18 protein-coding genes and 6 pseudogenes are annotated in these 23387 nt (G+C 58.8%); 17 read left to right on the top strand and 7 right to left on the bottom strand.

Features of this window, described 5'->3' with window-relative positions:
• The first annotated feature begins 1355 nt into the window (after positions 1-1355).
• The 4 genes from A9K68_RS29590 to A9K68_RS29575 all read left to right on the top strand — a co-directional run bounded on the left by A9K68_RS29590 (position 1356) and on the right by A9K68_RS29575 (position 4962).
• Positions 1356-1637, top strand: a complete 282-nt coding sequence (locus A9K68_RS29590) for an acyl carrier protein (RefSeq protein ID WP_065008438.1) — start codon at positions 1356-1358, stop codon at positions 1635-1637.
• Positions 1638-2846, top strand: a complete 1209-nt coding sequence (locus A9K68_RS29585; protein ID WP_065008437.1) for a beta-ketoacyl-[acyl-carrier-protein] synthase family protein — start codon at positions 1638-1640, stop codon at positions 2844-2846.
• A 310-nt stretch (positions 2847-3156) separates the two neighbouring features.
• Entirely contained in the window at positions 3157-3894 is a 738-nt protein-coding gene (gene fabG, locus A9K68_RS29580) for a 3-oxoacyl-[acyl-carrier-protein] reductase (RefSeq protein ID WP_095780357.1), read from the top strand.
• 477 nt (positions 3895-4371) lie between these two features.
• Positions 4372-4962, top strand: a complete 591-nt coding sequence (locus A9K68_RS29575) for a NodA family N-acyltransferase (protein WP_065010676.1) — start codon at positions 4372-4374, stop codon at positions 4960-4962.
• A gap of 28 nt (positions 4963-4990) precedes the next feature.
• Here the strand turns inward: A9K68_RS29575 and A9K68_RS29570 are convergent.
• Positions 4991-5566: pseudogene (locus tag A9K68_RS29570) on the bottom strand (hypothetical protein); the annotation flags it as partial.
• A 465-nt stretch (positions 5567-6031) separates the two neighbouring features.
• On the opposite strand from A9K68_RS29570, the gene A9K68_RS29565 reads away from it, so the two are divergent.
• From A9K68_RS29565 to A9K68_RS29545, 5 genes are all read left to right on the top strand, one after another.
• Entirely contained in the window at positions 6032-7021 is a 990-nt protein-coding gene (locus A9K68_RS29565) for a nodulation protein NodZ (RefSeq protein WP_065010674.1), read from the top strand.
• Between the two features lie 142 nt (positions 7022-7163).
• The gene (gmd, locus tag A9K68_RS29560) at positions 7164-8264 is read left to right on the top strand and encodes a GDP-mannose 4,6-dehydratase (RefSeq protein WP_065010673.1); all 1101 of its coding nucleotides are present in this window, start codon (positions 7164-7166) and stop codon (positions 8262-8264) included.
• Positions 8265-8336: 72 nt separating this feature from the next.
• Positions 8337-9305, top strand: a complete 969-nt coding sequence (locus A9K68_RS29555) for a GDP-L-fucose synthase (protein ID WP_065010672.1) — start codon at positions 8337-8339, stop codon at positions 9303-9305.
• A 539-nt stretch (positions 9306-9844) separates the two neighbouring features.
• Positions 9845-10075, top strand: coding sequence for a hypothetical protein (locus tag A9K68_RS29550; RefSeq protein WP_141246637.1), 231 nt, complete (start codon positions 9845-9847; stop codon positions 10073-10075).
• A 201-nt stretch (positions 10076-10276) separates the two neighbouring features.
• Positions 10277-10597: a GNAT family N-acetyltransferase gene (locus tag A9K68_RS29545; protein ID WP_245430168.1), complete on the top strand. Its 321-nt coding sequence runs from the start codon at positions 10277-10279 to the stop codon at positions 10595-10597.
• A 24-nt stretch (positions 10598-10621) separates the two neighbouring features.
• Here A9K68_RS29545 and A9K68_RS32110 read toward each other — a convergent pair whose 3' ends face one another.
• Positions 10622-11110 carry a hypothetical protein gene (locus tag A9K68_RS32110; RefSeq protein ID WP_246811260.1) on the bottom strand — a complete coding sequence of 163 codons (489 nt, stop codon included), beginning with the start codon at positions 11108-11110 and terminating at the stop codon, positions 10622-10624.
• 129 nt (positions 11111-11239) lie between these two features.
• Between A9K68_RS32110 and A9K68_RS29540 the strand changes: the two are divergent.
• The 3 genes and pseudogenes from A9K68_RS29540 to A9K68_RS29530 all read left to right on the top strand — a co-directional run.
• A pseudogene (locus A9K68_RS29540) lies at positions 11240-11353 on the top strand (transposase); the annotation flags it as partial.
• 103 nt (positions 11354-11456) lie between these two features.
• Positions 11457-12767: an acyltransferase gene (locus A9K68_RS29535; RefSeq protein WP_082982604.1), complete on the top strand. Its 1311-nt coding sequence runs from the start codon at positions 11457-11459 to the stop codon at positions 12765-12767.
• A gap of 55 nt (positions 12768-12822) precedes the next feature.
• Positions 12823-13194, top strand: coding sequence for a hypothetical protein (locus A9K68_RS29530; protein ID WP_065010667.1), 372 nt, complete (start codon positions 12823-12825; stop codon positions 13192-13194).
• Between the two features lie 81 nt (positions 13195-13275).
• On the opposite strand, the pseudogene A9K68_RS29525 reads toward A9K68_RS29530, so the two are convergent.
• The 4 genes and pseudogenes from A9K68_RS29525 to A9K68_RS29510 all read right to left on the bottom strand — a co-directional run.
• Positions 13276-14127: pseudogene (locus tag A9K68_RS29525) on the bottom strand (IS630 family transposase); the annotation flags it as partial.
• Positions 14128-14379: 252 nt separating this feature from the next.
• A complete protein-coding gene (locus tag A9K68_RS29520; RefSeq protein WP_082982603.1) occupies positions 14380-15351 on the bottom strand; it encodes a glycosyltransferase family 10 in 972 nt (323 codons plus the stop codon).
• Positions 15352-15700: 349 nt separating this feature from the next.
• Positions 15701-16107: pseudogene (locus tag A9K68_RS29515) on the bottom strand (transposase); the annotation flags it as partial.
• A 142-nt stretch (positions 16108-16249) separates the two neighbouring features.
• Positions 16250-16925 (bottom strand): annotated as a pseudogene (locus A9K68_RS29510) (aldehyde dehydrogenase family protein); the annotation flags it as partial.
• Between the two features lie 635 nt (positions 16926-17560).
• Between A9K68_RS29510 and A9K68_RS29505 the strand changes: the two are divergent.
• From A9K68_RS29505 to nodS, 4 genes and pseudogenes are all read left to right on the top strand, one after another.
• A pseudogene (locus A9K68_RS29505) lies at positions 17561-17809 on the top strand (ArdC-like ssDNA-binding domain-containing protein); the annotation flags it as partial.
• A gap of 278 nt (positions 17810-18087) precedes the next feature.
• On the top strand, positions 18088-18273 hold the full coding sequence (locus A9K68_RS29500; protein WP_176478101.1) for a hypothetical protein: 186 nt from the start codon (positions 18088-18090) through the stop codon (positions 18271-18273).
• Positions 18274-18688: 415 nt separating this feature from the next.
• Positions 18689-19870, top strand: coding sequence for a 5-demethoxyubiquinol-8 5-hydroxylase UbiM (ubiM, locus tag A9K68_RS29495; RefSeq protein ID WP_065010661.1), 1182 nt, complete (start codon positions 18689-18691; stop codon positions 19868-19870).
• A 388-nt stretch (positions 19871-20258) separates the two neighbouring features.
• Positions 20259-20828, top strand: a complete 570-nt coding sequence (gene nodS, locus A9K68_RS29490; protein WP_065010680.1) for a nodulation methyltransferase NodS — start codon at positions 20259-20261, stop codon at positions 20826-20828.
• 708 nt (positions 20829-21536) lie between these two features.
• Here the strand turns inward: nodS and A9K68_RS32105 are convergent.
• A complete protein-coding gene (locus tag A9K68_RS32105) occupies positions 21537-21830 on the bottom strand; it encodes a hypothetical protein (RefSeq protein WP_163602975.1) in 294 nt (97 codons plus the stop codon).
• A 941-nt stretch (positions 21831-22771) separates the two neighbouring features.
• On the opposite strand from A9K68_RS32105, the gene A9K68_RS29480 reads away from it, so the two are divergent.
• On the top strand, positions 22772-23368 hold the full coding sequence (locus A9K68_RS29480) for a NodA family N-acyltransferase (RefSeq protein WP_065010659.1): 597 nt from the start codon (positions 22772-22774) through the stop codon (positions 23366-23368).
• Positions 23369-23387 lie beyond the last annotated feature (19 nt).

The following is a 23387-nucleotide window of genomic DNA, read 5'->3' as shown; positions in this document are numbered from 1 at the left end:
AGGACGAGCATTGAAGTTTGGCAGCTGCAATAGCGTCTGCCGATAACGATCCGAGGTGGTGGTGATCCCGGTCGCTCACATGGCTTACGACGCCGCGCTGTAGAATGGGCCCACCGCCCGGAGCTTCGCCGCCGATGCGTATGGCTGCATCATGGTTTTTGATCCGCGACGATCAACCGCATACAAGCTTGCGGCGCGTTTACGGCGCCGGATGGCGAGCTCCCCTCGGTTTGCAAGTTATAGACCTCTACGAACAGGCCACCTGCCGGCTCAATGTAACGCTGCCGCCGTGCTCGTGACCATCAAGGGCAAGTCGCTTCGCGATGGCCAACGGCCACCCTTGACCGTCACTGCGCGCGGCGCCACCAATGAACCCCGGAGCCAAAGCAGGAACAAATGGGGCGCCACAGCTGAACTAAGGAGACGGAACGACTGAAAGATCACCTTGACAAAGATTAGCCCATACAAGCGAGCGAGCGGCGTAGCGGCAGTCATCGATGTTCTTCGGTAGCGTTGGGTTGCTGACACAACCTGATTCGAAGGAACCACCGATGACCAAGCCCCAAACCTTTTCCGACCGGCTCCGTTCCAAAAAAGGGGGCGGCATTGCTGCCGCCCTTTGAGATTGGTGAGAGGCGCAGACCTTAGAAACCCATACCACCCATGCCGCCGCCGCGATGCAGCCCTGAAAGTGTCGAGCGAATCGATGGTGTTCGGAAGCTCGACCCACAGGATGAATCCACCCTGCGAATCGGTAACCTTTGTGCCTTCCGCGACCGCCAGGGCGCTTCGTCGCACCGTAGAGAGCGAGTGTGAGGCGCTGAGCATCTACCAGCGCCCGAGACGTGCCGAGCTCTTGCGTGGAGCCATGCGGGATGTCTCCTGTAGCATTATCTCCCCCAACCAGAGGCTTGCCCGTTCATTGAAATGTATCTCTATCCACAGGGTGGATGCTCTCATTGAAACAAACGATTTTATCAATCGTCCGGAATCTCGCATTGACAGCACCTCACACGCCCTGATCGCCCGCTACCCTTATCGTGTGACGACTGCGAAAAAAGAGCCCGAAAGGTGAAATTTCCATGAGCTCAGACGTGCGATGGAAGTTGCCCCTGGAAAATGAGTTGCAGTTGGATGCCTACGCCGCAGACCAACGGAACTCATCAGGTCTCTTTAATCCGAATGAGTTGCAGTTGGATGCCTACGCCGCAGACCAACCGGAACTCATCAGGTCTCTTTAATCCGATTGCTGTTGGTGAGTGGCACAAGCCTGGTCAGGACGATTTTCGCGACGTGACTGGCAGAGGTATGACGCCGCACCCACGTCAAAAGGCATTGCTATGGAAAGGAACAGAATGGCTGATCAACTCGCAACGGAAATCATTGCCACGATCAAGAACCGCCTCGAATCGGAGAGCGGCCAGGGAAAGAGTGTGTCCATCATCGGCGAAATAACGACTGCCACGGAACTGACCTCGCTCGGAGTTGATTCGCTGGGTCTGGCGGATCTCCTCTGGGATGTGGAGCAGGCCTACGACATCAAGATAGACATGAACGCGGCCGACGCCTGGTCGAATCTCAAGAATGTCGGCGACATGGTGGAAGCCGTCCGCGGTTTGCTCGCGAAGGAGGTCTGATTGGACAGGCGAGTCGTCATTACTGGGATGGGCGGACTTTGCGGCCTAGGCAACAACGCCGCCTCCATCTGGAAAGAGATGCGCGAAGGCCGCTCCGCCATCCGCCCGATGGTCAGTTCCGAGCTTCATGAGATGAAGGGCATTGTCGGTACCGAGATCAAGGAACTGCCCGAGCACGACATCGGCCGCAACCAGCTCGTCTCCATGGACCGCGTCGGCTTGCTCGCTGTGCTTGCAGCGCGCGAAGCCATGCAACACGCTGGACTTTCCTGCGATCAGGGAAATCCGAATCGCTTCGGCGCGACAGTGGGTGTCTGCGGCTGGGGCTGGGGAACGGTTGAAGACACCTACCGCGCCCTCCTTTTGGGCGGCGCGAAGCGTGCTGGCATTTACACTGCACCAAGGGGGTTGCCGAGCGCCGCTGCCAGCCAGGTCAGCATGAGCCTCGGCCTGCGCGGCCCGGTCTTTGCCATCGCCTCCGCATGCGCATCAGCCAACCATGCGATCGCTTCGGCGGCGGATCAGATCAGGCTCGGCCGGGCCGACGTGATGCTTGCCGGGGGCGCCGAAGCGCCGCTCGTATGCCTTCAGATGAAGGCATGGGAAGCAATGCGCGCGCTCGCTCCGGATACTTGCCGGCCCTTCTCCGCCGACAGGAAGGGAGTGGTGATAGGCGAGGGTGCGGGCATGGCCGTGCTGGAAAGCTACGAGCATGCCGCGGCGCGCGGTGCCACAATGCTTGCCGAGATCGCAGGGATCGGCCTTTCCGGCGATGCCTTCCACATCGTCGCGCCGTCTATCGAGGGGCCGGAGGCCGCGATGCGCGCTTGCCTTGCCGACGCCGGGCTGAATGCCGAGGACGTGGACTACCTTAACGCCCATGGCACCGGCACCAAGGCCAACGATCAGACCGAGACGGCGGCAATCAAGCGCGTCTTCGGAGACTATGCCTATTCGATGTCTGTCTCGTCCACCAAGTCCATGCACGCGCATTGCCTCGGCGCAGCGAGCGCACTTGAAATGATCGCCTCCGTGATGGCGATCCAGGAGGGCGTCGTGCCGCCGACCGCCAATTATCGCGAGCCGGACCCCGATTGCGATCTCGACGTCACGCCCAATGGGGCGCGCGAGCGCAAGGTGCGCGTGGCACTGAGCAACGCCTTCGCCATGGGCGGCATGAACGCAGTTCTGGCGTTCAAGCAGGTGTAGAAGCCATTCGAGATGCCTCCAGTAACTCTATCTCTCGTATGGCCGGATCACGATTGTAAAGGACGTCGCCTTGGACCGCCTCGGGGAATGCGCCAAGTGGCAGCGGAAGCTGGACGAGCCGGGGTCCGTTTTTTTCAAAATTCTCAACTGTTGAAGCGACTTGGACGTACCGCTACCCGGAAGGTTTAGCGAGGCCCTTCGAGTTCGGCTCGAGGGCCTGTCCAAAGCTGTACCCGATAATGTCTGGAAGGCGCAGGGCCGCCAGTGACCGCTCCCGTGCGAAGCCGGTCCTTAGAAAGGGAATCGATAAATGTTCGATCTGACCGGCCGCAAGACGCTCGTCACAGGCGCATCGGGAGGCATCGGCGAGGCGATCGCCAGGGTGCTGCATGCGCAGGGCGCTGTCGTCGGCCTGCACGGCACCCGCGTCGAGAAGCTGGAAACGCTGGCGGCCGAGCTCGGCGACCGGGTCAAGCTGTTCCCGGCGAACCTTTCCAATCGCGAAGAGGTCAAGGCGCTCGGCCAGAAGGTCGAGGCCGATCTCGAAGGCGTCGACATTCTCGTCAACAATGCTGGCATTACCAAGGACGGGCTGTTTGTGCGCATGTCGGACGCCGACTGGGATTCGGTGCTCGAGGTCAATCTGACCGCCGTGTTCCGGCTGACCCGCGAACTCACCCATCCGATGATGCGGCGCCGGCATGGCCGCATCATCAACATCACCTCTGTGGTTGGCGTCACCGGCAATCCTGGCCAAACCAACTACTGCGCCTCCAAGGCCGGCATGGTCGGCTTTTCCAAGTCGCTGGCGCAGGAGATCGCCACGCGCAACATCACCGTCAACTGCGTCGCCCCCGGCTTCATCGAATCGGCGATGACCGACAAGCTCAACGACAAGCAGAAAGAGGCGATCATGGCGGCGATTCCGACACGGCGCATGGGCACCAGCGCCGAAGTTGCCTCCGCCGTCGCTTACCTCGCTTCCAACGAAGCCGCCTATGTCACCGGCCAGACCATTCACGTCAATGGCGGCATGGCGATGATTTAGCGTGAAAAGTTCAGTGCGGCCCGATGACGGCTATCAACAGTGGGGGAAGGTTCGCACCCATAGCAGTCGGTTGGTCTGGCAACTGACGAGCGGGTCGGTCGGGCAACTGGCCGGGTCGAAGCCTCCTGATCAAGGCCGCCGTGGGCGGAGATTTAGATCAAGTTCTTTGAACCGCATGTCTTTTCCTATCCATAGCGTGGATGCATTAATCCAAAGAAACGATTTTGCCAATGCCGCAGAACGTCGCATAGTAAGATTTCAAAGATGTAAGCCATAGCTAGTTATCGAATTTTTGCATTGGTTCAGAGCAGTATTGTTCTGGTGTGCGCCTTCCGGTGTGCTCGGAACACAACGGGGTCGCATGTTCATTGCGGCTAGTTTCTTCGGTGCGCCAGCTACATCGAGCCGGCTCGATTCGACAAGCGTCCCCCTGCTAGGCGCTTCCCCAACAAAATAGCAACAAAGATGAGGTTTTCCATGTGCTCTGACGTGCGGTGGAGGTTGTGCTGGGAAAATGAGTTGCAACAGGCCGATCATGTCGAACTCTCCGAGTTTTTCCGAAAGACCTACGGACCGACTGGGGCCTTCAACTCAGAGCCATTCGAAGACGGCCGTAGCTGGGCCGGTGCGAGGCCGGAACTCCGCGCAATCAGCTACGACGCGCACGGCGTAGCGGCTCATATCGGCATACTACGCCGCTTCATCAAGGTTGACGAGGTCGAGCTCCTAGTGGCCGACCTGGGGTTGTACGGGGTGCGTCCGGATCTTGAGGGACAAGGGATCAGTCATTCAATGCGCGTTGTATATCCAGTATTGCAGCAGCTTGGGGTTCCATTCGCTTTCGGCACCGTTCGGCACGCGATGCGGAACCATATGGAAAGGTTCTGCAGAGACGGCCTGGCGGCGATTGTGTCGGGCGTTCGCGTGCGGTCCACTCTCGCAGATGTGTATCTCGACCTGCCGCCCACGCGCGTGGAGGACGTGCTCGTAGTGGTTGTGCCGATTGGACGCTCGATGAGCGAGTGGCCATCCGGCACCCTGATCGTTCGGAACGGTCCGGAGCTATGAACATCTTGAAGTGCCGGGTGATGGCGCCGGCGCCAAGCGCGAGACCGATGTCGAGAATGGGCGCGCTGTTGGGTAAGCCAGCCAATCGATATGAGGTCCACGCCGGTCGCCGCAGTTGCCGGGGCGCTCGCCCGCGTTACTCGGCCCAAGGTCTCGGTGATCGCGCGGCGCCCGACATAGCCACAGCCTGCGCAAGCTCCTCGACCGACATGTTGTCGAGGAGCACGGCGTCGACGCCCACTGTAAGGGCTATCTCCAACTGGTCCAGCCTGTCCACCTCTACCTCGATCTTGTATGTGACCTATGACGCTACGCGCCCGCTCGATTGCGGTGGGGATGTCGCGGCAATGGCCGATGTGGTTGTCCTTGATGAGCACCGCGTCGTCGAGCGCGAAGCGGTGATTGGCGCCTGACCGCATATCGCTTCGACAAACGCGGCCGTAGCCTTGCCCGCGTGGCGCGCGTTAAGCGAAAGCTTGGCTTTGCAATCGGCGGCGATAATTGCATCGCTCGTGATATCGCCGGCTCTGCCCAGGTCTTCCAGCAGGTCACGGCGCACGATGGGCTCCATGATGATCTGAGGAAGTGGTGCAAGTGAAGTCATGTCAACGGCTCCGTTCGGATGTCGTCGTCGCGGCCGCGCTCATGGCCGGCTGACGTGGGTCATGCTGCGTGCTGCCGCCGTAAGGTTCCGCTGGGATTAGCTGTGACGCACAACGAGAGGGTTCAGGTCAACGCCCTGGAACCCATGTCACTAGCTATCCATGACGTGGATGCGTTTCATCGAAACAGACGATTTTACCGATGGTACGGCACGTTGCATAGAAAGAATTCAAGGATGTAAGGCTTAGGGAAGTGGTTGATGTTTGCGTTGGCTCCGAAGAGCATTCTCTGGTCTGCGTCGAAGACCCGTCCAGGCGCGCGTCCATCGCGGCCAGGCACTTCCGCGATCGACGCAAGCTACATCGCATTGGCGCAGCACGACAAGCTTCCCCGAATTGCGCAGGCGCTTGCCTCAAAGACAGCAGCAAAGCTGAGGCTTGTGGTGTTCTGGAAAGAGGCAATTTAGATGCTTGTTGATGGCTCAAGGATGGATCGGTTCGTTGTTTCTCGACGGCGCACGGGTTTCGGTGATTGCCTGTGGTCTCTCGCGTCGGCATGGGACTACGCACATCGGACGGGACGGGCTTTAGCAATAGATTGGCGCGGCTCTTGTTACCTCGACAACCCGTTTGCGAATGCCTTTCCGGCTTTCTTCAAGCCAATTGAAGAGATCGGTGGTGTACGGGTCATTTGCGATGACGAGATCAACCACGTCTCATTCCCCGGTCCCTTCTTCCCGTCGTGGTGGAACAAGCCATCCATCGACTGCGTGTACCGTCCGGATGAACAGATTTTCCAAGAACGTGACGAGCTTAACGATCTTTTCCAGGCCCAAGATGATTGTGAAGCCAACACGGTAGTGTGTGATGCTTGCTTGATGTGGCGCTGCGATGAGCAAGCCGAGCGAACGATATTTCGGAGCATCAGACCGAGGGTCGAAATTGAGGATCGGATTGAAGCGCTCTACCAGGAACATTTTGACGGGCACAGCATAATTGGAGTCCATGTCCGCCACGGCAACGGCGAAGGTATTATGGATCACGCACCTTACTGGGCTGATCCAAAGGTTGCCTTAGAGCAGGTATGCACTGCCATTCGTATGGCCAAAGCGCAACCGCATCCAAGGCCTGTAAGGGTGTTCTTGTGTACAGACAGCGCCCAGGTTGTTGATCACTTGTCGGGCGTATTTCCCGAACTTTTCACCGTCCCAAAACGCTTCCAAGCGGATCAGGCCGGCCCCTTACACAGTGCAGCACTGGGCACCGACGGGGGTTTTTCCGCTCTCGTTGAGATGTATCTCCTCGGTAGATGCGACACTGTAATTCGCTTTCCTCCGACTAGCGCCTTCACACGCTATGCCCGCCTCTTCGTGCCACGAATTGTCGAATTCGATTTGAATGACCCGCGTCGTTTGATCTTGATTGATAACTCTTTCGAACGTTCCCCGGCTCCATGAAAGGGTTGGCAGCCCGCTCGAACTCTCCCTAGCCTTCGCGCAGAGGCCCCGTTCGCCCTGCCAATGCGCCCCATTTTTCGCCACGCAATCCCGCCGCAGGCGAGTATTTTCTTGGGCGCGTCAAAATCAAAAGGATTCAAGCTTGTCAAAGAGAAAAGTCGCTTTAATCACCGGGGTCACGGGCCAAGACGGTTCTTACCTCGCAGAATTGCTTTTAGAAAAGGGCTATTCTGTGCACGGGATAAAGAGACGATCGTCTCTTTTTAATACGGGCCGTATAGACCATCTCTATCATGACCCTCATGAAACTGGCGTTGATCTTACACTTCACCACGGGGACTTGACAGATTCGTCCAGCCTTACGCGCGTCATTCAACTGGTTCAGCCGGACGAAATTTACAATTTGGCAGCTCAGAGCCACGTTGCAGTCTCCTTTGAAGAACCTGAATACACCGCGAACTCCGATGCCTTGGGTGCGCTGCGTATCCTCGAGGCAATTCGGATCCTGGGGCTCGTCGAGCATACGCGCTACTACCAAGCCTCGACGTCTGAGCTCTACGGGCTGGTGCGGGAAACGCCACAGACCGAGACGACACCGTTCTACCCCCGATCACCCTACGCTGTTGCCAAATTGTATGCTCACTGGATCACCGTAAATTATCGAGAAGCTTACAATTTGTATGCATGTAACGGTATTTTATTTAATCATGAGTCACCCGCGCGCGGTGAAACATTTGTAACGCGCAAAATCACGCGTGCCCTGGCTCGGGTTAAGCTTGGAATGCAGCGGACTCTATTCCTGGGCAACCTTAATGCGCGTCGCGATTGGGGGCACGCTCGAGACTACGTCCAGATGCAGTGGTTGATGCTGCAGCAGGAGCAACCTGAAGACTTTGTTATTGCTAGCGGTGAGCAACATTCGGTGCGCGAATTCGTCACCGTCGCGGCCGCTGAACTCGGCATCGATGTTCGTTGGGTTGGGGAAGGGGTCGACGAAGAGGGGTACGATGCAAAGACGGGAGCTCTGATCGTAAAAGTAGATCCCCGTTATTTTCGTCCTGCAGAAGTCGAGACACTTCTCGGCGATGCCCGCAAGGCCAAAGAAAAACTTGGGTGGGCGCCCAAAATCTCCTTCATCGAATTGGTTAGGGAGATGGTTCGGGAAGATTTGCGCATGGCAGAGCGTGACGCAGTGCTGATGAAGCAGGGTTATTATTCACACAGTCCACGAGAGTTATGCTGATAATGGTGGCGCCATGCTGGCTTGTTGTCAGTGATATTGTGGTCTTCTTAAGGAAAGTCCAGAGCCTTATCAATGGAAAACAAAAAGATGAAGAAAGTCTATGTGGCAGGCCATCGCGGCCTTGTTGGATCCGCCACAATGAGAGCCCTCGAGGCTTTAGGTTCCTATGAGATAATAACACGTACTCACGACCAACTGGATCTATTTGACCGGAGCGAGACGCGCAGGTTCTTCATGTCGCGGCGGCCTGATTACGTCGTAATGTGCGCCGCAAAGGTTGGTGGTATACTGGCGAACGCTAGCTCCCCTGTCGATTTCCTTCATAACAACCTCGCGATTCAAGTCAGTGTTTTTGATGCCGCTCACGCTTCCGGCGTCGAACGGATGATTTTTCTTGGCTCCTCGTGTATCTATCCACGCGACTGTCCGCAGCCGATACGGGAGGAATACCTTCTCACCGGTCCGCTTGAAGCGACTAATCGTCCTTACGCTTTGGCAAAAATCGCAGGTGTCGAATCATGCTGGTCTTTCAACCGGCAGTACAAGGCGCGCTATCTCGCGTTGATGCCGACCAGCTTATATGGTCCCGGCGATAATTATCACCCCGAAAATTGCCACGTTCTGCCCGCTCTGATACGCCGGTTTCATCAAGCTAAAATGAACGGCGATTCCTCGGTGGAGGTCTGGGGATCCGGAAACCCTCGGCGAGAGTTTATGTATTCGTCGGATGTAGGCGATGCCATTGCGTTCCTGCTTGGCCTGCCAGATTCAGATTTTGACGCCTTAACTGCCCCCGACACTGCGCCCCTGATTAATGTTGGCGTTGGCGAGGACGTCACAATTCGCGAGGTGGCGGAACTCGTCAAGGCGGCGGTCTGCTGGAAGGGCGATTTGGTATTCGACACGACGAAGCCAGATGGTACTCCGCGCAAGTTACTGGACGTAACGCGCTTGCGTAACCTTGGCTGGAAAGCCAAAACGTCCCTTGGTGCCGGGTTGCAAGCGACATACGAGGATTTTCTCCGCCTTCATGGGGCTTGACGTGGATGCGCGCATCCTGGTTGGACTGCATGTCCGACCGGGTGCAAGCTGGCTCAGTCAGGCCAAACAGGGACGCATACATGCCCAGAGGGGGCCGCAATATTGGCCTGTGCTAACGTTGCAAACCGGACCTCTCTGCCACCGGCGATGCAGAGGATCACCCAGAAGCTTGGCCAAGCCAATGGGAAGGCCGCACAACGGGGCGCACCTGGAACGGCTGTGCGTGAGCGCCGTCAACTCAAGCCACGAGTTAGAACTGCTCAACCTCACGGGAGCCGCTGCCTACGAACCTGGCCTCGACACGGACGCCAACCAGGCCCGCATCATGCCCCGGGGCAGTCCTTGTCCAAGGCGGTGCAAACGGAAATGGCGGACGTCGACGGTCAACTCGCGCTTATCCGCAGGCGATCGCGTCGCCATCCAAGATCGCGCCTTTTCGGCGCGGTCGGGCACCCTTCCGATCGGATTCAGTCGGCGTTGTTAGCGCCGAACTCACTCGCCTCAACGTCATGGCGCCACAAGCGCGGATTTGCGGCGCCATGGTGCGGGCATTTACAACCCTGCTGCAGCGGGTCTCGTTGATGGCGAAGCGGCTTGCCCTGAACCAGTCGCTCGCGTCTGCAGCTCGCCAAGCTGTCGCGCAGCGCGATCATCCTGATGCTCTGGGATGGCAGTGGCAGGTGACCGCCTATGCGGTGAGCTTGGCTTGGCTCGATTGGCATTATCATACCTTTTACGAAAAATGCTGTTCATTAGTCCGAGTTACTTAAAAGAATGAGTCGGACCTGCGCGGATGGCAGCATGAATCGGGATTTTGATCACTACCAGGAGAAAATATTCCTTTCATATCTACTCGCCGCGCCAACGCAACGGACGCAGAGACGGTCGGCCGTTTCAGTCACGCGCTACTCGATGAACTCTCTGGCGGGAAAGCGCCCACGCCCGACGTCGTGAGACAAAGCGCGGAGACAGTGCTTGCCGACGCCGGCGTGGTCGCTGTGATCGCAAGTGCAGATGACGAGCCGGTCGGCATCATGGTGCTGAATGAATGCACGGCGATCTATGCAGGAGGCAAGTTCGGCTACATTTCGGAGCTGTATGTTCGAACCGACAAGCGCTCCAAAGGGATTGCCCCTCATCTGCTTGAGGTCGCCTCGCAGGAAAGCCGTGCTCGTGGTTGGAAGCGACTTGAGGTTGGAGCGCCCGGGCAACCAAAATGGAAGCGCACGCTCGATTTCTATCTGCGGAACGGGTTCGAGGAAGTCGGCCCTCGGCTCTGTCGGATAATCTAGACTCAGAGTTTGCTATAGGCTGGCTCAAAGCAACCTGCCGCACAATGTGACGGAACGGAAGCGGAACCATATTAATGCTACAGCCGAATGGTCGATAGTTGGCCATTTTCGCAGGTTAGGGCCGTCGGGGCCTTTTGCATCAGCGTTTTGGCTTTGGACTTCCTCGCGTTCTGCGACGAGGCGGGCATTGTGACGCCTCTGGCGATCGACCTCCGTTTCGGCTTCGAGGATACGCTTCAGCAGAGCGGCGTTCTCGGTGCCCAGGCGCCGCACTTCGATCTGCAGAACCTGGAAGCCATCGCTGCTGGGCGAGCTGCCGGGCCCGCTCGGGTGCGGCCTTGTCCAGACGGCGATCCGGGCATTGGAGCTTTTGATGAACGGCTTCAGGGCGTGCGATAAGGTCGCCTCGGCAATAAGCGTCACCGCGTCCTTCTTCTCGCTCTTCACCAGGAACAGACGGTTGCGGTCCTGCTGGGTGGAACGAGAGACCAGCGGAGCCGTCATTGCCAGCAACCGGTCGATCAGATTCGGAGCCGCATGTCGCCGTCGGCGATCGAAGGAGCGCCTTTGCGCGCGTTTCACCTTTGCGCCGGCCCGGGGCCCACTCGACGAAGATACGATGCTCATCGAGCGGATGGCGCCAAGGGCGGACGGCCGCCCTTTGATACGGTGATGATGTTGAAGATCATGGTGCTGCAGGCGCTCTACTGTCTCTCGGACGATCAGGCCGAGTGTCAGATCCAGGACCGGCTGTCGCCGGTGGGCATGGCCCGCATATCCATCCCATGGATGCATTATATCCAAACAATCAAGTTTACCCATCCGTCATGATGCTGCATAGCGCCGTACAGGAAAGCCAATGTCCCGTGCTTTCCAGCTCACGTTCACGAGCGTGGACTTTGTAGGAAGACCAAGGCGAAACCGGCGCATCATAAGGGGCAGAGTATCCATGAACGGAATGGCGGCGGGGCAGGCCGGATCTGGGCGTTTTATTGCTTTAGAGGGGTTGAGGGGGCTGGCTGCAGTTGGCGTCCTCTTGTCTCACGCCCTCTTCGCTGTCGAGCCAGGGATATTCAAAACCATGTACCCGTTGGCGCAAGCAGCGTGGCCAGAAATCGGATGGCCTGCTCAGCTTCTAACTCTCCCCCCATTCAGCATGCTTATCAACGGAAGCTTTGCGGTTTGTGTATTCTTCGTTCTAAGCGGCTTCGTCCTTACCAAGTCTTTTGCTGACACTGGAAATGCGTCGGTGCTTGTATCCAGAGCAATCCGACGGATACCCCGCCTCGGCATTCCAATCGCAGCTTCAATCGTTTTTGCCGGTACCATTTTTGCCATGGGGCTGATGAGAAATCTTGAAGTTGCCCCACTCACGGGCTCGGTCTGGCTGACCTGGTATTACCCTAGCTCAATTACGGCCGCGACCATCGCCCAGGAGGCCCTATATGAGTCCTTATTTCTCGGTAAGAACAAACTCAATTCACCACTCTGGACAATGTCCATTGAGCTCGTGGGTTCATACTTAGCCTTCATGTTCGCCTTCGCTGCGAGGTGGTTCACCTTCGCCCTCGTCACAGTTTTTGCCGCGGCTCTCTCTTTTGCGGTCCATATAGCTTACCTGCCCTTCGCCTTGTCGTTCGGGGTCGGCGTCCTCCTGACTCGCGTTTCTGCAGCGAAATGGCCTCACGAAGCTAAGATCGTAATCTTTCTTGCTGCCATCTATCTTGGCGGCTTCTCAAACGCCATCTGGTATGAGCCGATCATCAAACTCTCCCCAATCGACTTTAATCCCCTGAAGGACGCAATGCACTGCGTCGGTGCAGCCTTCCTTGTCGCTAGCGTTCTCGCGCTTCCATCGCTTCAGCGAGCCTTCTCGTCATACTTTTTCCCACTCCTAGGTCGATTGTCGTTCTCGGTCTACCTTCTTCATTTCCCTGTCCTTTGTTCCCTCGGGTGCTTTGTCTATCTCTGGACTATCCAATGGGGGCATGCCATTGCGGCTAGTAGCACTGTCGTCATTGTACTTGTAACCACCATCATTGCTGCGGTGCCGTTTCAGCGCCTTGTAGACGTGAAGTCCATGGAAGTAGCCAAGAGGGTGGACCAATACCTGAGAGGTTTTTGCGTAAGACTGCGGAGGCGTAGACTGGCGCTGCGCTCAACCATTTGAGCGGGACAAACATAGCTAATCATTCTGACCTCAATAAAACGAAAGGTGCCCTGCCTTGGAAGAATTCGTATCACGCATCGCCACCAATGTCGGCGTCGACCCGGCTCTCGCAGACAAGGCCGTTGGCATGATGCTGGGTTTCCTGCAACGCGAGGCAGCCGACGGTCCCGCTGCGCGCATGATCGAGGCCATTCCCGGAGCTTCGGAATTAGTGGCGAAGCATGATGGTGAGGACGCAGAGAGCGGCAGCGTCCTCGCCGGAGGCGGCGTGGTGGGTTTCGGCCAGCAATTGATGAACGAGGGTCTCAGCCTGGGAAATATCGCCGGCCTTGCTAACGAGACGATCGCCTTCGCCAAGGAACATGCCGGCGACGAACTCGTGGACGAGGTCCTCAATTCCGTTCCCGGCCTTCCCCAGTTCGCCTGATCAGCAGCAGCCCGGTGGCATACGATTGTCGTGCGCCCGTCTCGGCCCGCTTGCGCAGCTAGAGCAGACTCGACTTATTCCGGGGTCATAGCCGTCTGCCTCGAAATAGTGCCTGCATTCCTCGGCCGTGAAAGCTGCGAGGCAGTTGGCCACGACCGACGTTCGTCGATGGTTCGGGTTGCAGCCTTTCTCAGGAGAGCCTTGAGCTTCGAGAAAGCCATCTCGATCGGGTTGAAGTCGGGCGAGTATGGCGGCAGGAACAGGAGCCGCGCCAACCTTCTCGATCACCTCGCGCGCGCCGCTGATATTGTGGGCGGGCAGGTTGTCCATGACCACGATGTCGCCGGGGCGAAGCTCGGGTGCGCGGACCTGCTGGGCGTAGGCGAGGAAGGCACAACCATTGATAGGGCCATCGAGCAGCATTGGCGCCGCCATGCCGCCCAGCCGCAGGCCGGCCGTGAAGGTGGTAGTCTTCCAATGGCCGTGAGGAACGGCCGCCCGGCATCGTTCGCCGCGCAGGCTGCGGCCACGCAACCGCGCCATCTTTGTGGATGCTGCGGTCTCATGGACGGAAATCAGCCTCTCGGGGTCGAGATCGAGCTGGCCATCGAACCAGGTTCTGCGGCGGCGCAGGACATTGGGGCGCTGCTGTTCGGCGGCGTGCGCCGTCTTGTTTTGAAACGTGATGCCGCGCCGGTCGAGGTACAGCCGGACCGTGGACGACGCTGCCCGCACGCCACGCTCGGCGGCAAGGCGCTCCCCGATCTCAGCAAGCGTGATGTCCGGCGCGTCCTCGATGAGGCCAAGAATAAAGGCCTCATGCGCATCGAGCTTCGAACGCGACGGCTGGCCCTGCTTGCGCGCTTCCATCTGGCCGGTCTCGCGATAGCGGCGATACCAACTCCCGGCCATCGAAATACCGATCCGGATGCGACGCGTCGCCTCCCGCGTCGAATCCCGACTTCAATGGCCGCAATCACGCGCCCACAAGGTCCGCCCTTGGGCTCCTCATCATCATCACATCCTCGTAAATCACCGGGACAGTGAATCAGACAGGATCTTCGCGTCATTCCCAAACCGACCCTGTTTTAATCGAAGATGCTCGAGGCATTCTCCGCCGAGTGTTCCGTAACGGACCCCTGCGAGACCACCAACCGCCGGGCGCGCGAAGCGAAACCTTGCAGTTCATTCGTCTACCCCAAAATCGACCTCGGGCGTACCGATGTGCATAACTTTAGGCGGCAAAGGCTTGTCCTGAACGCTTTCGATGAAGCCCGCGAGATAAGCAAATATATTGTACTTCTCAAGTACCAACCGCTTCGCCTCTCGTATTGCATCGCGACGTTCCTTCCAGAGGTCCGAGTTGATTATTTCTCGGATCTTTTGAATTACGTTCTTGTCCTCTGGATCAATCAGAACCATTGAATCCGGCGGAAAGAACCTCGTGATTGCCGGGCTGCCGTAATAGATCGGCATTGTTTCAGCAACGAAGCAGTCCATAAGCTTCTCTGTAAAATAGTAATCAGCTCTAGTATTCTCGAAAGCTATACTGTAGCGGTAAGGTGCAAGTGCGTCCCATTTATCTCCAATCAGGTGAAAACCTCGGCCGAACAGGTCGAACTCGATCTCCTCTCTCAGCCGCTCCAAAAACGCCAGCCGATATCGATGTCCTTTAAGCAGGGCGATGTTGCTGGTAATCCATGAGAGCCGACGCGGCTTGTCAACGACTTCGCTGACCAGAAGTTGGTCATATGACTTTCTTACAGACCAAGACCGAGTGATAGGTGGAGACAAGACGAACCGACGCCCTGCATTCTGCTGGGCTACCAACTCTGCGTCAGACGTCAAAACGATGGTATTTTCCCCCTGCCCTAGATGGAGGGCGCGATGAGCTTTCGTCGGCGGTTCGCCGATCGCAAAAATTGTCCTGTTCGGGCTCGCCTCGATATCAACAGGAAGTCCAAAAACAGAAGGAGAGTTAAAGATTATATGCCAATCCGGCGTGAAGGATGTCTTGCGGACAAAAGCGACATCATTCCAGATTCCACTGCCCTTTGGAGTGAGATGGTGGATGGCGTCATCCAGACCGCCCCAAGAATCGAGGCATGCAGCAACAATGGGCGCCGGACGTTCCGTCAGCAATTTGGCGCTAGACAAAGTAGTTCGACCCCTTCACTTCGGTGGTACCGGCAGTAATTTCTGCACCAGGGCCAGACCTCTCTGCGCCTATTCCCGTCGTGAGATGAAGCTAAAACGATCGGAATCGATGGCTAAACGGGACGCAGGTAAGCCCTTCGATATCGAAAAATTTGGGAGAACTGCACAAAGGCTTGTAACCCCTCCTCCTCCATCTCAATCGGCTTCCATAATCTAGCTCTGACTATTTTTGATGCAGTTTGGGAGTTCTGTCCAGAGTCTTCTGCAAATTTGCGATCACGGTCGCCGGTGTTGGCGGGTCAGGCGCGGCGTCTTCAAGTAACGCATGCGCCCAGCCCGCCCGCCGCCGTCAGGCGGCCTTGGGCTGCTCCAGCTTGCGCAGCATCTCCTTCTTGTCCTCGGCCAGGTGCTCCATGTTGAGATTCGCATGGCCTCCAGCCAGTTTTCGTGTGTTTCGACGGCGAGCGCGCGGACGAGCCGCAGACAGCTCTCAGCGCTGGGAAAGATGCGCACCACATGGATGCGCCGCTTGATCTCCTGATTGAGCCGCTCCAGGATCTTGGTGCTCTTCAGGCGCTTGTGATGCTGCCGTGGCAGCCGGTTGAAGGTGAGCGTCTCCTCGATGTTGTCCTCCACCCACTGGCACAGCTTGGGGCAGCGCGTCTCCCACTTGGCCAGCCATTGGGCGAGGTCGGGCCGCACTTCGGAAAGGTCGCGCCGGTCATACATCCAGCGCAGTACCTGCAGGCAGTCATCATCGATCCATTGGGCCGGCAAGATGTCTCGCGAGCAGATCGAAGCCGGCCGTGCCTATGACCGCCTTCTCAAGCGCGGCGCCCAGCCGAAGGGCTCAAGGCCATCGTCGCATGGTTCAAGCGCCTGTGGATCAAGTTCATCGGTTGATCAGTGTGCGGCCGACGGCATCGCCTTTGCAAGCAAAGATCAGGTTGACGACGCCTTCGGGAAAGCCGGCCGCGCACATTGCGCCTGCAACAAGCGGCGTCTGTGCGGCAGGTTTCAATATCACAGTGCAGCCCGCCGCCAGAGCCGGTGAGATCTTGCGCACCACCATTGAAGCCGGGAAATTCCATGGCGTGATCGTGCCAACAACGCCGATTGGCTGCTTGACCACCAGCATGCCCCGGTCAGTCGAGGGCGGGAAGATCGTCTCGCCATAGATGCGGTTGGCCTCTTCGGCATACCATTGCAGATATGCCGCCGCATGCGAGACTTCCGACTTGGCTTCGGCAAGCGGCTTGCCCATCTCAGCTGTGAGGATGGCAGCGAGGTCGTCGGCGTGGTCGATGATCAATTGATGCCAGCGCCAGAGCGAGTCCCGGCGATCCCGGGCGGTCAACGCCGCCCATCCAGCCTGCGCCGTATAAGCCTTGTCGATCGCCGTGCGCGTCTCAGCGGCCATGTCGGGTAGCTCTGCCAACACTTCGCCGGTGGATGGATTAAAGACCCTCGAACTTTCGCTCACCCAACAACGTGCCAAGCGTCGGCATGCGGTCGACAGCGCCGAACAGGTCGGGGAGTTTCAGATGGCGCATCAGCGGCTGGCACGCAGGCATCCCGGCTTTCTCTTCAAAACGGCGGTTGGCTGCGTCAGGATGTGTAACCGCACTTCGCATAGGACCTCGAGCGACGGGCCCCTGTCGACCTGCCGACCGCGTTATGGAACAGGAACGACCGTTCCTGGAACGAGAATTCCTGTTCAGCGCCTTTCTCGCCCGCACGCCTGGCGGGGGCACCGAGCGTTGAGCCCTGCGACCTAATAACCGCAGCGCAAGGCATGGCATCCACGCATCCGCGGGAAGCGGCAATTTGGCCTAAGCTTTGACGGCGCCCGCGCGCCTGACGACGCGTGCCGGGTGCTCGTGAACCGAGCCCGCTTCTTCTTCGGCAGGCTCAGGCGGTCTCGGCCATCCGGATTCGCCCCCTGGCGCGGGCAGCCTGTCGGCTGCTGACGGTCGCCGGCCAGCCGGCAGGCGTCGATTTTGTGGTGGCCTTCCCCGGAAGCGGGGTGGGCGGCACTCCCTTCTAGGCCAGCCGCGGCATCCCGCAACCCTTTCGCTTCGCTTCGGGTCCTCCTCTTCGTTCCGGTCCTTCGGATGCGGTCCGCCTCCGACGGCGGGCCTTTCCGGTCGTTTTCGCCGCCCACCCCGCTTCCGGGGGAGGGCGCAATTGGCGAACGGAGGACCAGACAATGCGTGCAAACAACAAGCATTCCGGCAGCCGCGAGGCTGGCGCGGGCAAGGGCGGGCGCTCAGGCGCCAGCCTCTATCAGGAGATCACAGACCGTATCGTTGCCGAACTGGAGCGCGGCACCGTGCCATGGGTCAAGCCCTGGGGCAGGGCAAAGGCAGCCCTTGGCCTGCCCAGGAATGCAGCCACCCAGCGGCGCTATTCCGGCATCAATATCCTGATCCTGTGGGGCGCCGTCATCGAGCGCTCACAGCGATAGCCGGCGGCAATGGCGACGCCTTTGCCCTCGCCACCGTCTTCGCCCGTTTGCTCGCACTTTGCGACGACGACGTCTTGTCATGGCCGAGACGCTCGAGGCCGGCAGCGCCGTGGTCGAAGCGGTCGGCAACCAATCTGAGCATCGACTGGGCGCACGGTCGATCAATGGGCCGGGGTCCAGCCGCTGTTCGTCCGCGAATAGGTGCCAAGCCGGGCGGCGGCTCTTTCGAGTGCCGCCGCCCCGCTTGCCTGCCGCTGGAATACTGGCTGATGCGAAAACGAGGCGATGACAGCCCGATCACGCTGACCGGCGAAGCCGGCTTGGCTTCGTCGAAGATCCGTTTGGCTCCATATACACCGTGCCTTCGCGCACGCCAACGGCTGATGATGGAAGTCGGCTTCGGCGTGTCGCTGCCCTCGCGCCGGCGCTTCCATGGCGAGCCGGTCATTCGCTGATATCGCAAAAGTCCTGAAACACCCTTCCCAGACCAGACGCGCCTGGTTCCCCTTAGCTGGTGCCATTGCGTCGTCATGGGGTCAGCTGGCACACGACTGGATTGGATCGAGGTCATCTGACGCCGGTCCCGCCTCGACTGACCCAGATCAAGGCCATGTCCTCGTCGGCGTGGTTTGATCGACAGTCCTTCAAGGGAAAACGCATGTGCTGACCGACAGCCTGATCGTCGCTCCCAACGTCTTGACAATCCAGACCATACGGCGGGAAAATGACGATTCACCGGCCAGGAACCGACGTGAGAAACCCGCTTGAGGCGATGCGGCGGGCACTGGATCGCAGCGCAATCGATGCGCGACATGCGGCTCGACTCCAGCAACGTCTCACGAAGATAGCCAACGCGCTGGCGGCACGCTGATGGCCGGCTTTGACGACAGCTTCGACATCATTGTCGTTGGCGCCGGGCCGGTCGGACTTTCCTTCGCCGCATCGCTTGCCCACAGCGAGCTCAAACTGGCGGTTGTCGAAGGGCAGTCCCTGCAAACACTGGCAAGTGCGGCTTTCGACGGTCGCGAGATCGCGCTCACCCACGCCTCGACTGGAATCCTTCGCGAGCTCGGCGCCTGGGATGTTATCCCCGCTTCGGACAAGTCACCGCTTCAAGGCGCACGCGTCCTCAACGGATCGAGTCCTTTTGCGCTGTGTTTCGATTCCCCCGACGGATCCACGGAACCACTGGGCGTTCTGGTTCCGAATTGCCGGATCCGCGATGCCCTTTTCAAGATCATCCGCTTGCAGGGCCATGCCCGGCTGCTGTGCGGCCACTCGGTCGCGCGTGCAACAAACAGCCATCAGGGAGCAGTCGTAACGCTCTCCAACGGCAGGCAGCTGACCGCTCGGCTTCTCGTTGCCGCCGATTCGCGTTTGTCCGCCACCCGCGATCTGCTCGGCATCGGCGCCGATATCAATCGGCTTGGCAGCTCAATGCTGATTTGCCGGGTGTGGCACGAGCGCCCCCACCACCAGATCGCGATCGAATGGTTCGACCACCATCAGACGATAGCGATGTTGCCCCTCGCGCGAGGCATGTCGTCGCTGCTTTTGACTTTGCCCTCAAACGAGGCCGACGGACTGCTTGCCCTCGACGACGAGTTGTTCCTGATGGAGTTGACGAAGCGCTGTCGAGGGCGCCTCGGCAACATGAGCTTGGCAAGCAGCCGCCATATCTATCCGTTGGTCACCACCTGGGCCCACATGTTCCGGGCGCCGAGCGCCGCATTGATAGGCGACGCTGCCATTGGCATGCACCCGGTGACCGCGCATGGCTTCAACATCGGCCTCGGCGGCCAGAGGCAACTCGCCCGTGGTATCCTGGCAGCATGGCGCGACCGTCGCGACATTGCCGATCCCGACATGCTCCACAGATATGAAAGCCGACTGCGCCTGTCGGCGGCGCCGCTCTACCATGCTACGAATATTCTCGTCGGACTCTACTCAAGCGAGCACCCGGCGGCACGGCTTGCAAGACATGTGGGGCTGCGCTTCGGCCAGCATCTTCCCTTTGTCCGTCATGGCATTGCGGCCATGCTGAGGCGGTGAACCGCAGTCATCATAGCATCATCGTCAGCGTGCTGGCGTCGTAACAGGCTGGCGAGTTTGGTTCGATGTGAGAAATTTGTCGGCCGGCGCCACCCAGACGTGGTCCCAGCCACGCCCAATTCCGCCTTCGATGTGTTTACGGCGTGGATGGTTATCATCCAAACAATCAATTTTGCCAATCCTGCGGACCCTATTAGGAGCGTGACCGAAATCAAGTGCCTCGGCCCGCAGGTCTGCCCGGTGCAGGAAGCGGCCCCGCTTCTCAGATTGGTGTGCCCGGGTCCCCGACGCTAGCGACATCTGACGGCATTTGCAGCGCCGGTGATTGCTGCCTTAGCGAGGTGGGAATTTGACCCATAAAATCGATCATGAACTGCTGAATCGAGAAATGGCCGCAGACGATCCATGGCGGCTCGATGGCAACCCGTTCGAGCGGGAGCGCCACACGCAAATTCTCCGGTTGTCACTTGCGCAAGGTCCTGTCGCAAATGGGCTCGAAGTCGGGTGCGCTGCTGGCGCTTTTACGGAACGGCTAGCCCCCATTTGCCAGCGGCTCACTGTGATCGATGTCGTGGAGCCAGCGATTACGCGAGCACGTTTACGCATGAAGGAGCCGCCGCACATCAGGTGGATAATCTCCGATGTTCAACAATTTTCGAGTGATGAGCTGTTCGACCTGATCGTCGTGGCGGAAGTTCTTTACTACGTAGGAGACCTCGTTCAGATCCGCGCAGCAGTCCGCAACCTGGTAGGCCTGCTTGCGCCAGGCGGGCACCTGGTTTTCGGGTCGGCACGTGACGCCAATTGCCAACGCTGGGGGCACGCTGCTGGTGCAGAGACCACTATCGCCATGCTGAACGAATCGTTGACCGAGATCGAGTGCATCGAGTGCCGGGGCGCGTCGATCAATGAAGACTGCCTGCTGGCCCGCTTCCGAAAGCCGATTTCCGCTTTCTGATGAAACGAATTGTCGAAGTTGATTTGGAGACACTGTGCGCTTCTGTGGTGTCAAGCTGATCCTATATGTGGACGTATAAGAGCGCCCGATTGCGACAAGTTAGCCGGGTCCGGGCGATGGTCACTTCTGCTTAGGTATATCCGGCGTCTTCATGGGGCTCGATGTTCAGGGCCGCGAGCCTCGAGGGGGTTTCGCGGACTTCCACCTCAACGGCCCCCAGACGTCGGCCGAAGCCTTTCCGCTCCACATATCAGGGTCGGAAGCGACGGGGTGACCGTTCCCCCACCTCTGCCATTTTGCGTAAGGCGCATTGCAAGGATGTGCGGTGTAGTATCGCAACCTTGGCAGGGAAATCCGCTGTCGCGTTTCCCGTGCACCCTTCCGGCCTTGCGGTTCTGTCGGCATCGAGCCTCATCACACCATCGAAACGTCCGCCGTTTCATCGCGCTTGGAGGCGGGGCATTCCTGCCCCTCCCAAGACCCCGCCCAGACCAACGTGATTGCCGTTGGATCGCAGCCAAGGCGTATGCCGCCTTGGCCCCGCATCATGATTTCGCACATGAAGACGAACCAAAGGGCCTTCGAGCCCCTTGGAGCCCTGACCAAGCCTGCGCGGATTAGATGCCGCCGGCGTCTTGCCACCGGTACACGCATAAGCGGATCTCTCCCTCCCTCTCATCGAGATCTGCGCACACCACAAGGCTTTGGCTACTTTTCAAAGATGGGATTCCCGGGGCCTGGCGAACCTGGAAATTGCCAGCCCATATGCGTGACTGTGTTCATGACGGCGCATGTCAGTTCGGTGACATGTTGCTGAACCTGTTTCAGTAGAAGAGCCAATGCTCTCGATGATCGCAACACGGCGCAAAGCCGATAGGCGCTCTGGCGCGAGCGTGCCAAGGCCCGCCAAGCCCCTTTGAAAATACCCAAAAAATCAAGAAACGGCTTTACCCAATAAATGACCGATAAATACCCAGATGGAGCGAAGTCCTTATTTTGCATGGCCCCCTATGCGGGACGGGCTCTATGACTGCCGCCACCGAACCTCAAAGGTGTTTCGGCCCAGGTGGGTGACGATCCCTAGCCGGGAAAGCGGCACTCCTCGTCGGGGGCCGTCGGTCCCGTGTCCCGCCTTCGGCGGCGCTATGCTGACACTCCTACCGGCTGCCCTTTTAACCGATCTCGTCGTTGCAGCCAGTCCCGCGTCCCGGCCCTTCGGCCGGCGCAAGTGCTGACGCTCCTTAGGCTGCCTCTTCTGTGTGCGGCGATCTTTGATCCCTCGCACGGAATGAAAACTTAGGGGCCAGCTCCTTCGCGCATTTCAGGCCTCAGGTGCTCAAGCTGGGTGTTCCAGTCGGCCAAAACCTCAAACAATTCGTTCGAAGTAGCGCCATCCGGGTGCGCCCTCCTTCCCGCTCTCCAGGTGCTTTCACCGACAGTCCGGTTGACAGGCAACACTCGAGAGCGTTGACCAGACGATTCCTGTTGGCGAGTGCGACCATCGCACCATTGGCATGCCGTCTTGCCGCAACTTGTCGAGCCAGAGCTTCGCGGAACCTGTTTGCCGCCGGCGATCCAGAGCTGCGCGATCGTACGTCAACGCTCGCCGCGTTTGCTGACGCCTATCGGGCCCATCCTCCACTTGATCGCTGCTTCGGCACGAGGCGCAGCCACGCCGCTGGCGGCCGCTCTTGAGGCAGGTTGTGTCACCAACAGCTGCCATCGGTGCGTCGCCGCTATCGGGGCCAATCGAGCACGACCAGAAGGTTCAGATCAAGGCCTTTGAAACGCATGGTTTTAGCATCCATAGCGTGGATGCTCTCGATCTAAACAATCAATTTTACCAATCTGGGCGGGTCGTTCATAGACCCCCACATGACATGCACCGCCGCTGCTCTACCGCGTGAGGTGCACAAAAGAACCCAAAAAGAGGAAGTCTTCGCATGCGCAATGACGTGCAGTGGAGGTTGTGCTGGGAAAATGAGTTGCAGCTTTCCGATCACCTCGAACTCTCTGAGTTCTTCCGGAAGACCTATGAGCCGACCGGAGCCTTCAATGGAATGCAATTCGAAGGCGGTCGAAGTTGGGCCGGTGCAAGGCCAGAGGTCCGCGCAATCGGCTATGATGTGCACGGGGTAGCCGCTCACTTGGGCCTGCTGCGCCGATACATCAAAGTTGGCGACGTTGATCTGCTGGTCGCTGAACTCGGTCTATACGGGGTGCGTCCGGATCTTGAGGGGCTGGGAATCGCCCATTCGATTAGCGTCATGTACCCAGTGCTGCAGCAGCTTAGCGTTCCATTCGCTTTCGGCACGGTTCGGCAAGCGCTCCGGAACCATGTTGGGAGGTTCTGCCGCAAAGGCTTGGCGAACATTCTGACGGGCGTTCGCGTGCGTTCAACCCTCCCGGACGTGTACCCCGATCTGCCTTCCACGACGCGAGTCGACGACGACGTACTCCTCATGGTGCTCCCAATTGGACGCTCGATGAGCGAGTGGCCGGCCGGCACTTTGATCGATCGGAACGGTCCAGAGCTATGACCTCGGATTTGTTATCCGC

The sequence above is a fragment of the Mesorhizobium sp. AA22 genome (genome assembly GCF_001672375.2).
GTDB lineage: Bacteria > Pseudomonadota > Alphaproteobacteria > Rhizobiales > Rhizobiaceae > Mesorhizobium > Mesorhizobium wenxiniae.
Note: the sequence above shows the minus strand (reverse complement) of the source record. Positions and strands in the feature narration are given on the sequence as shown.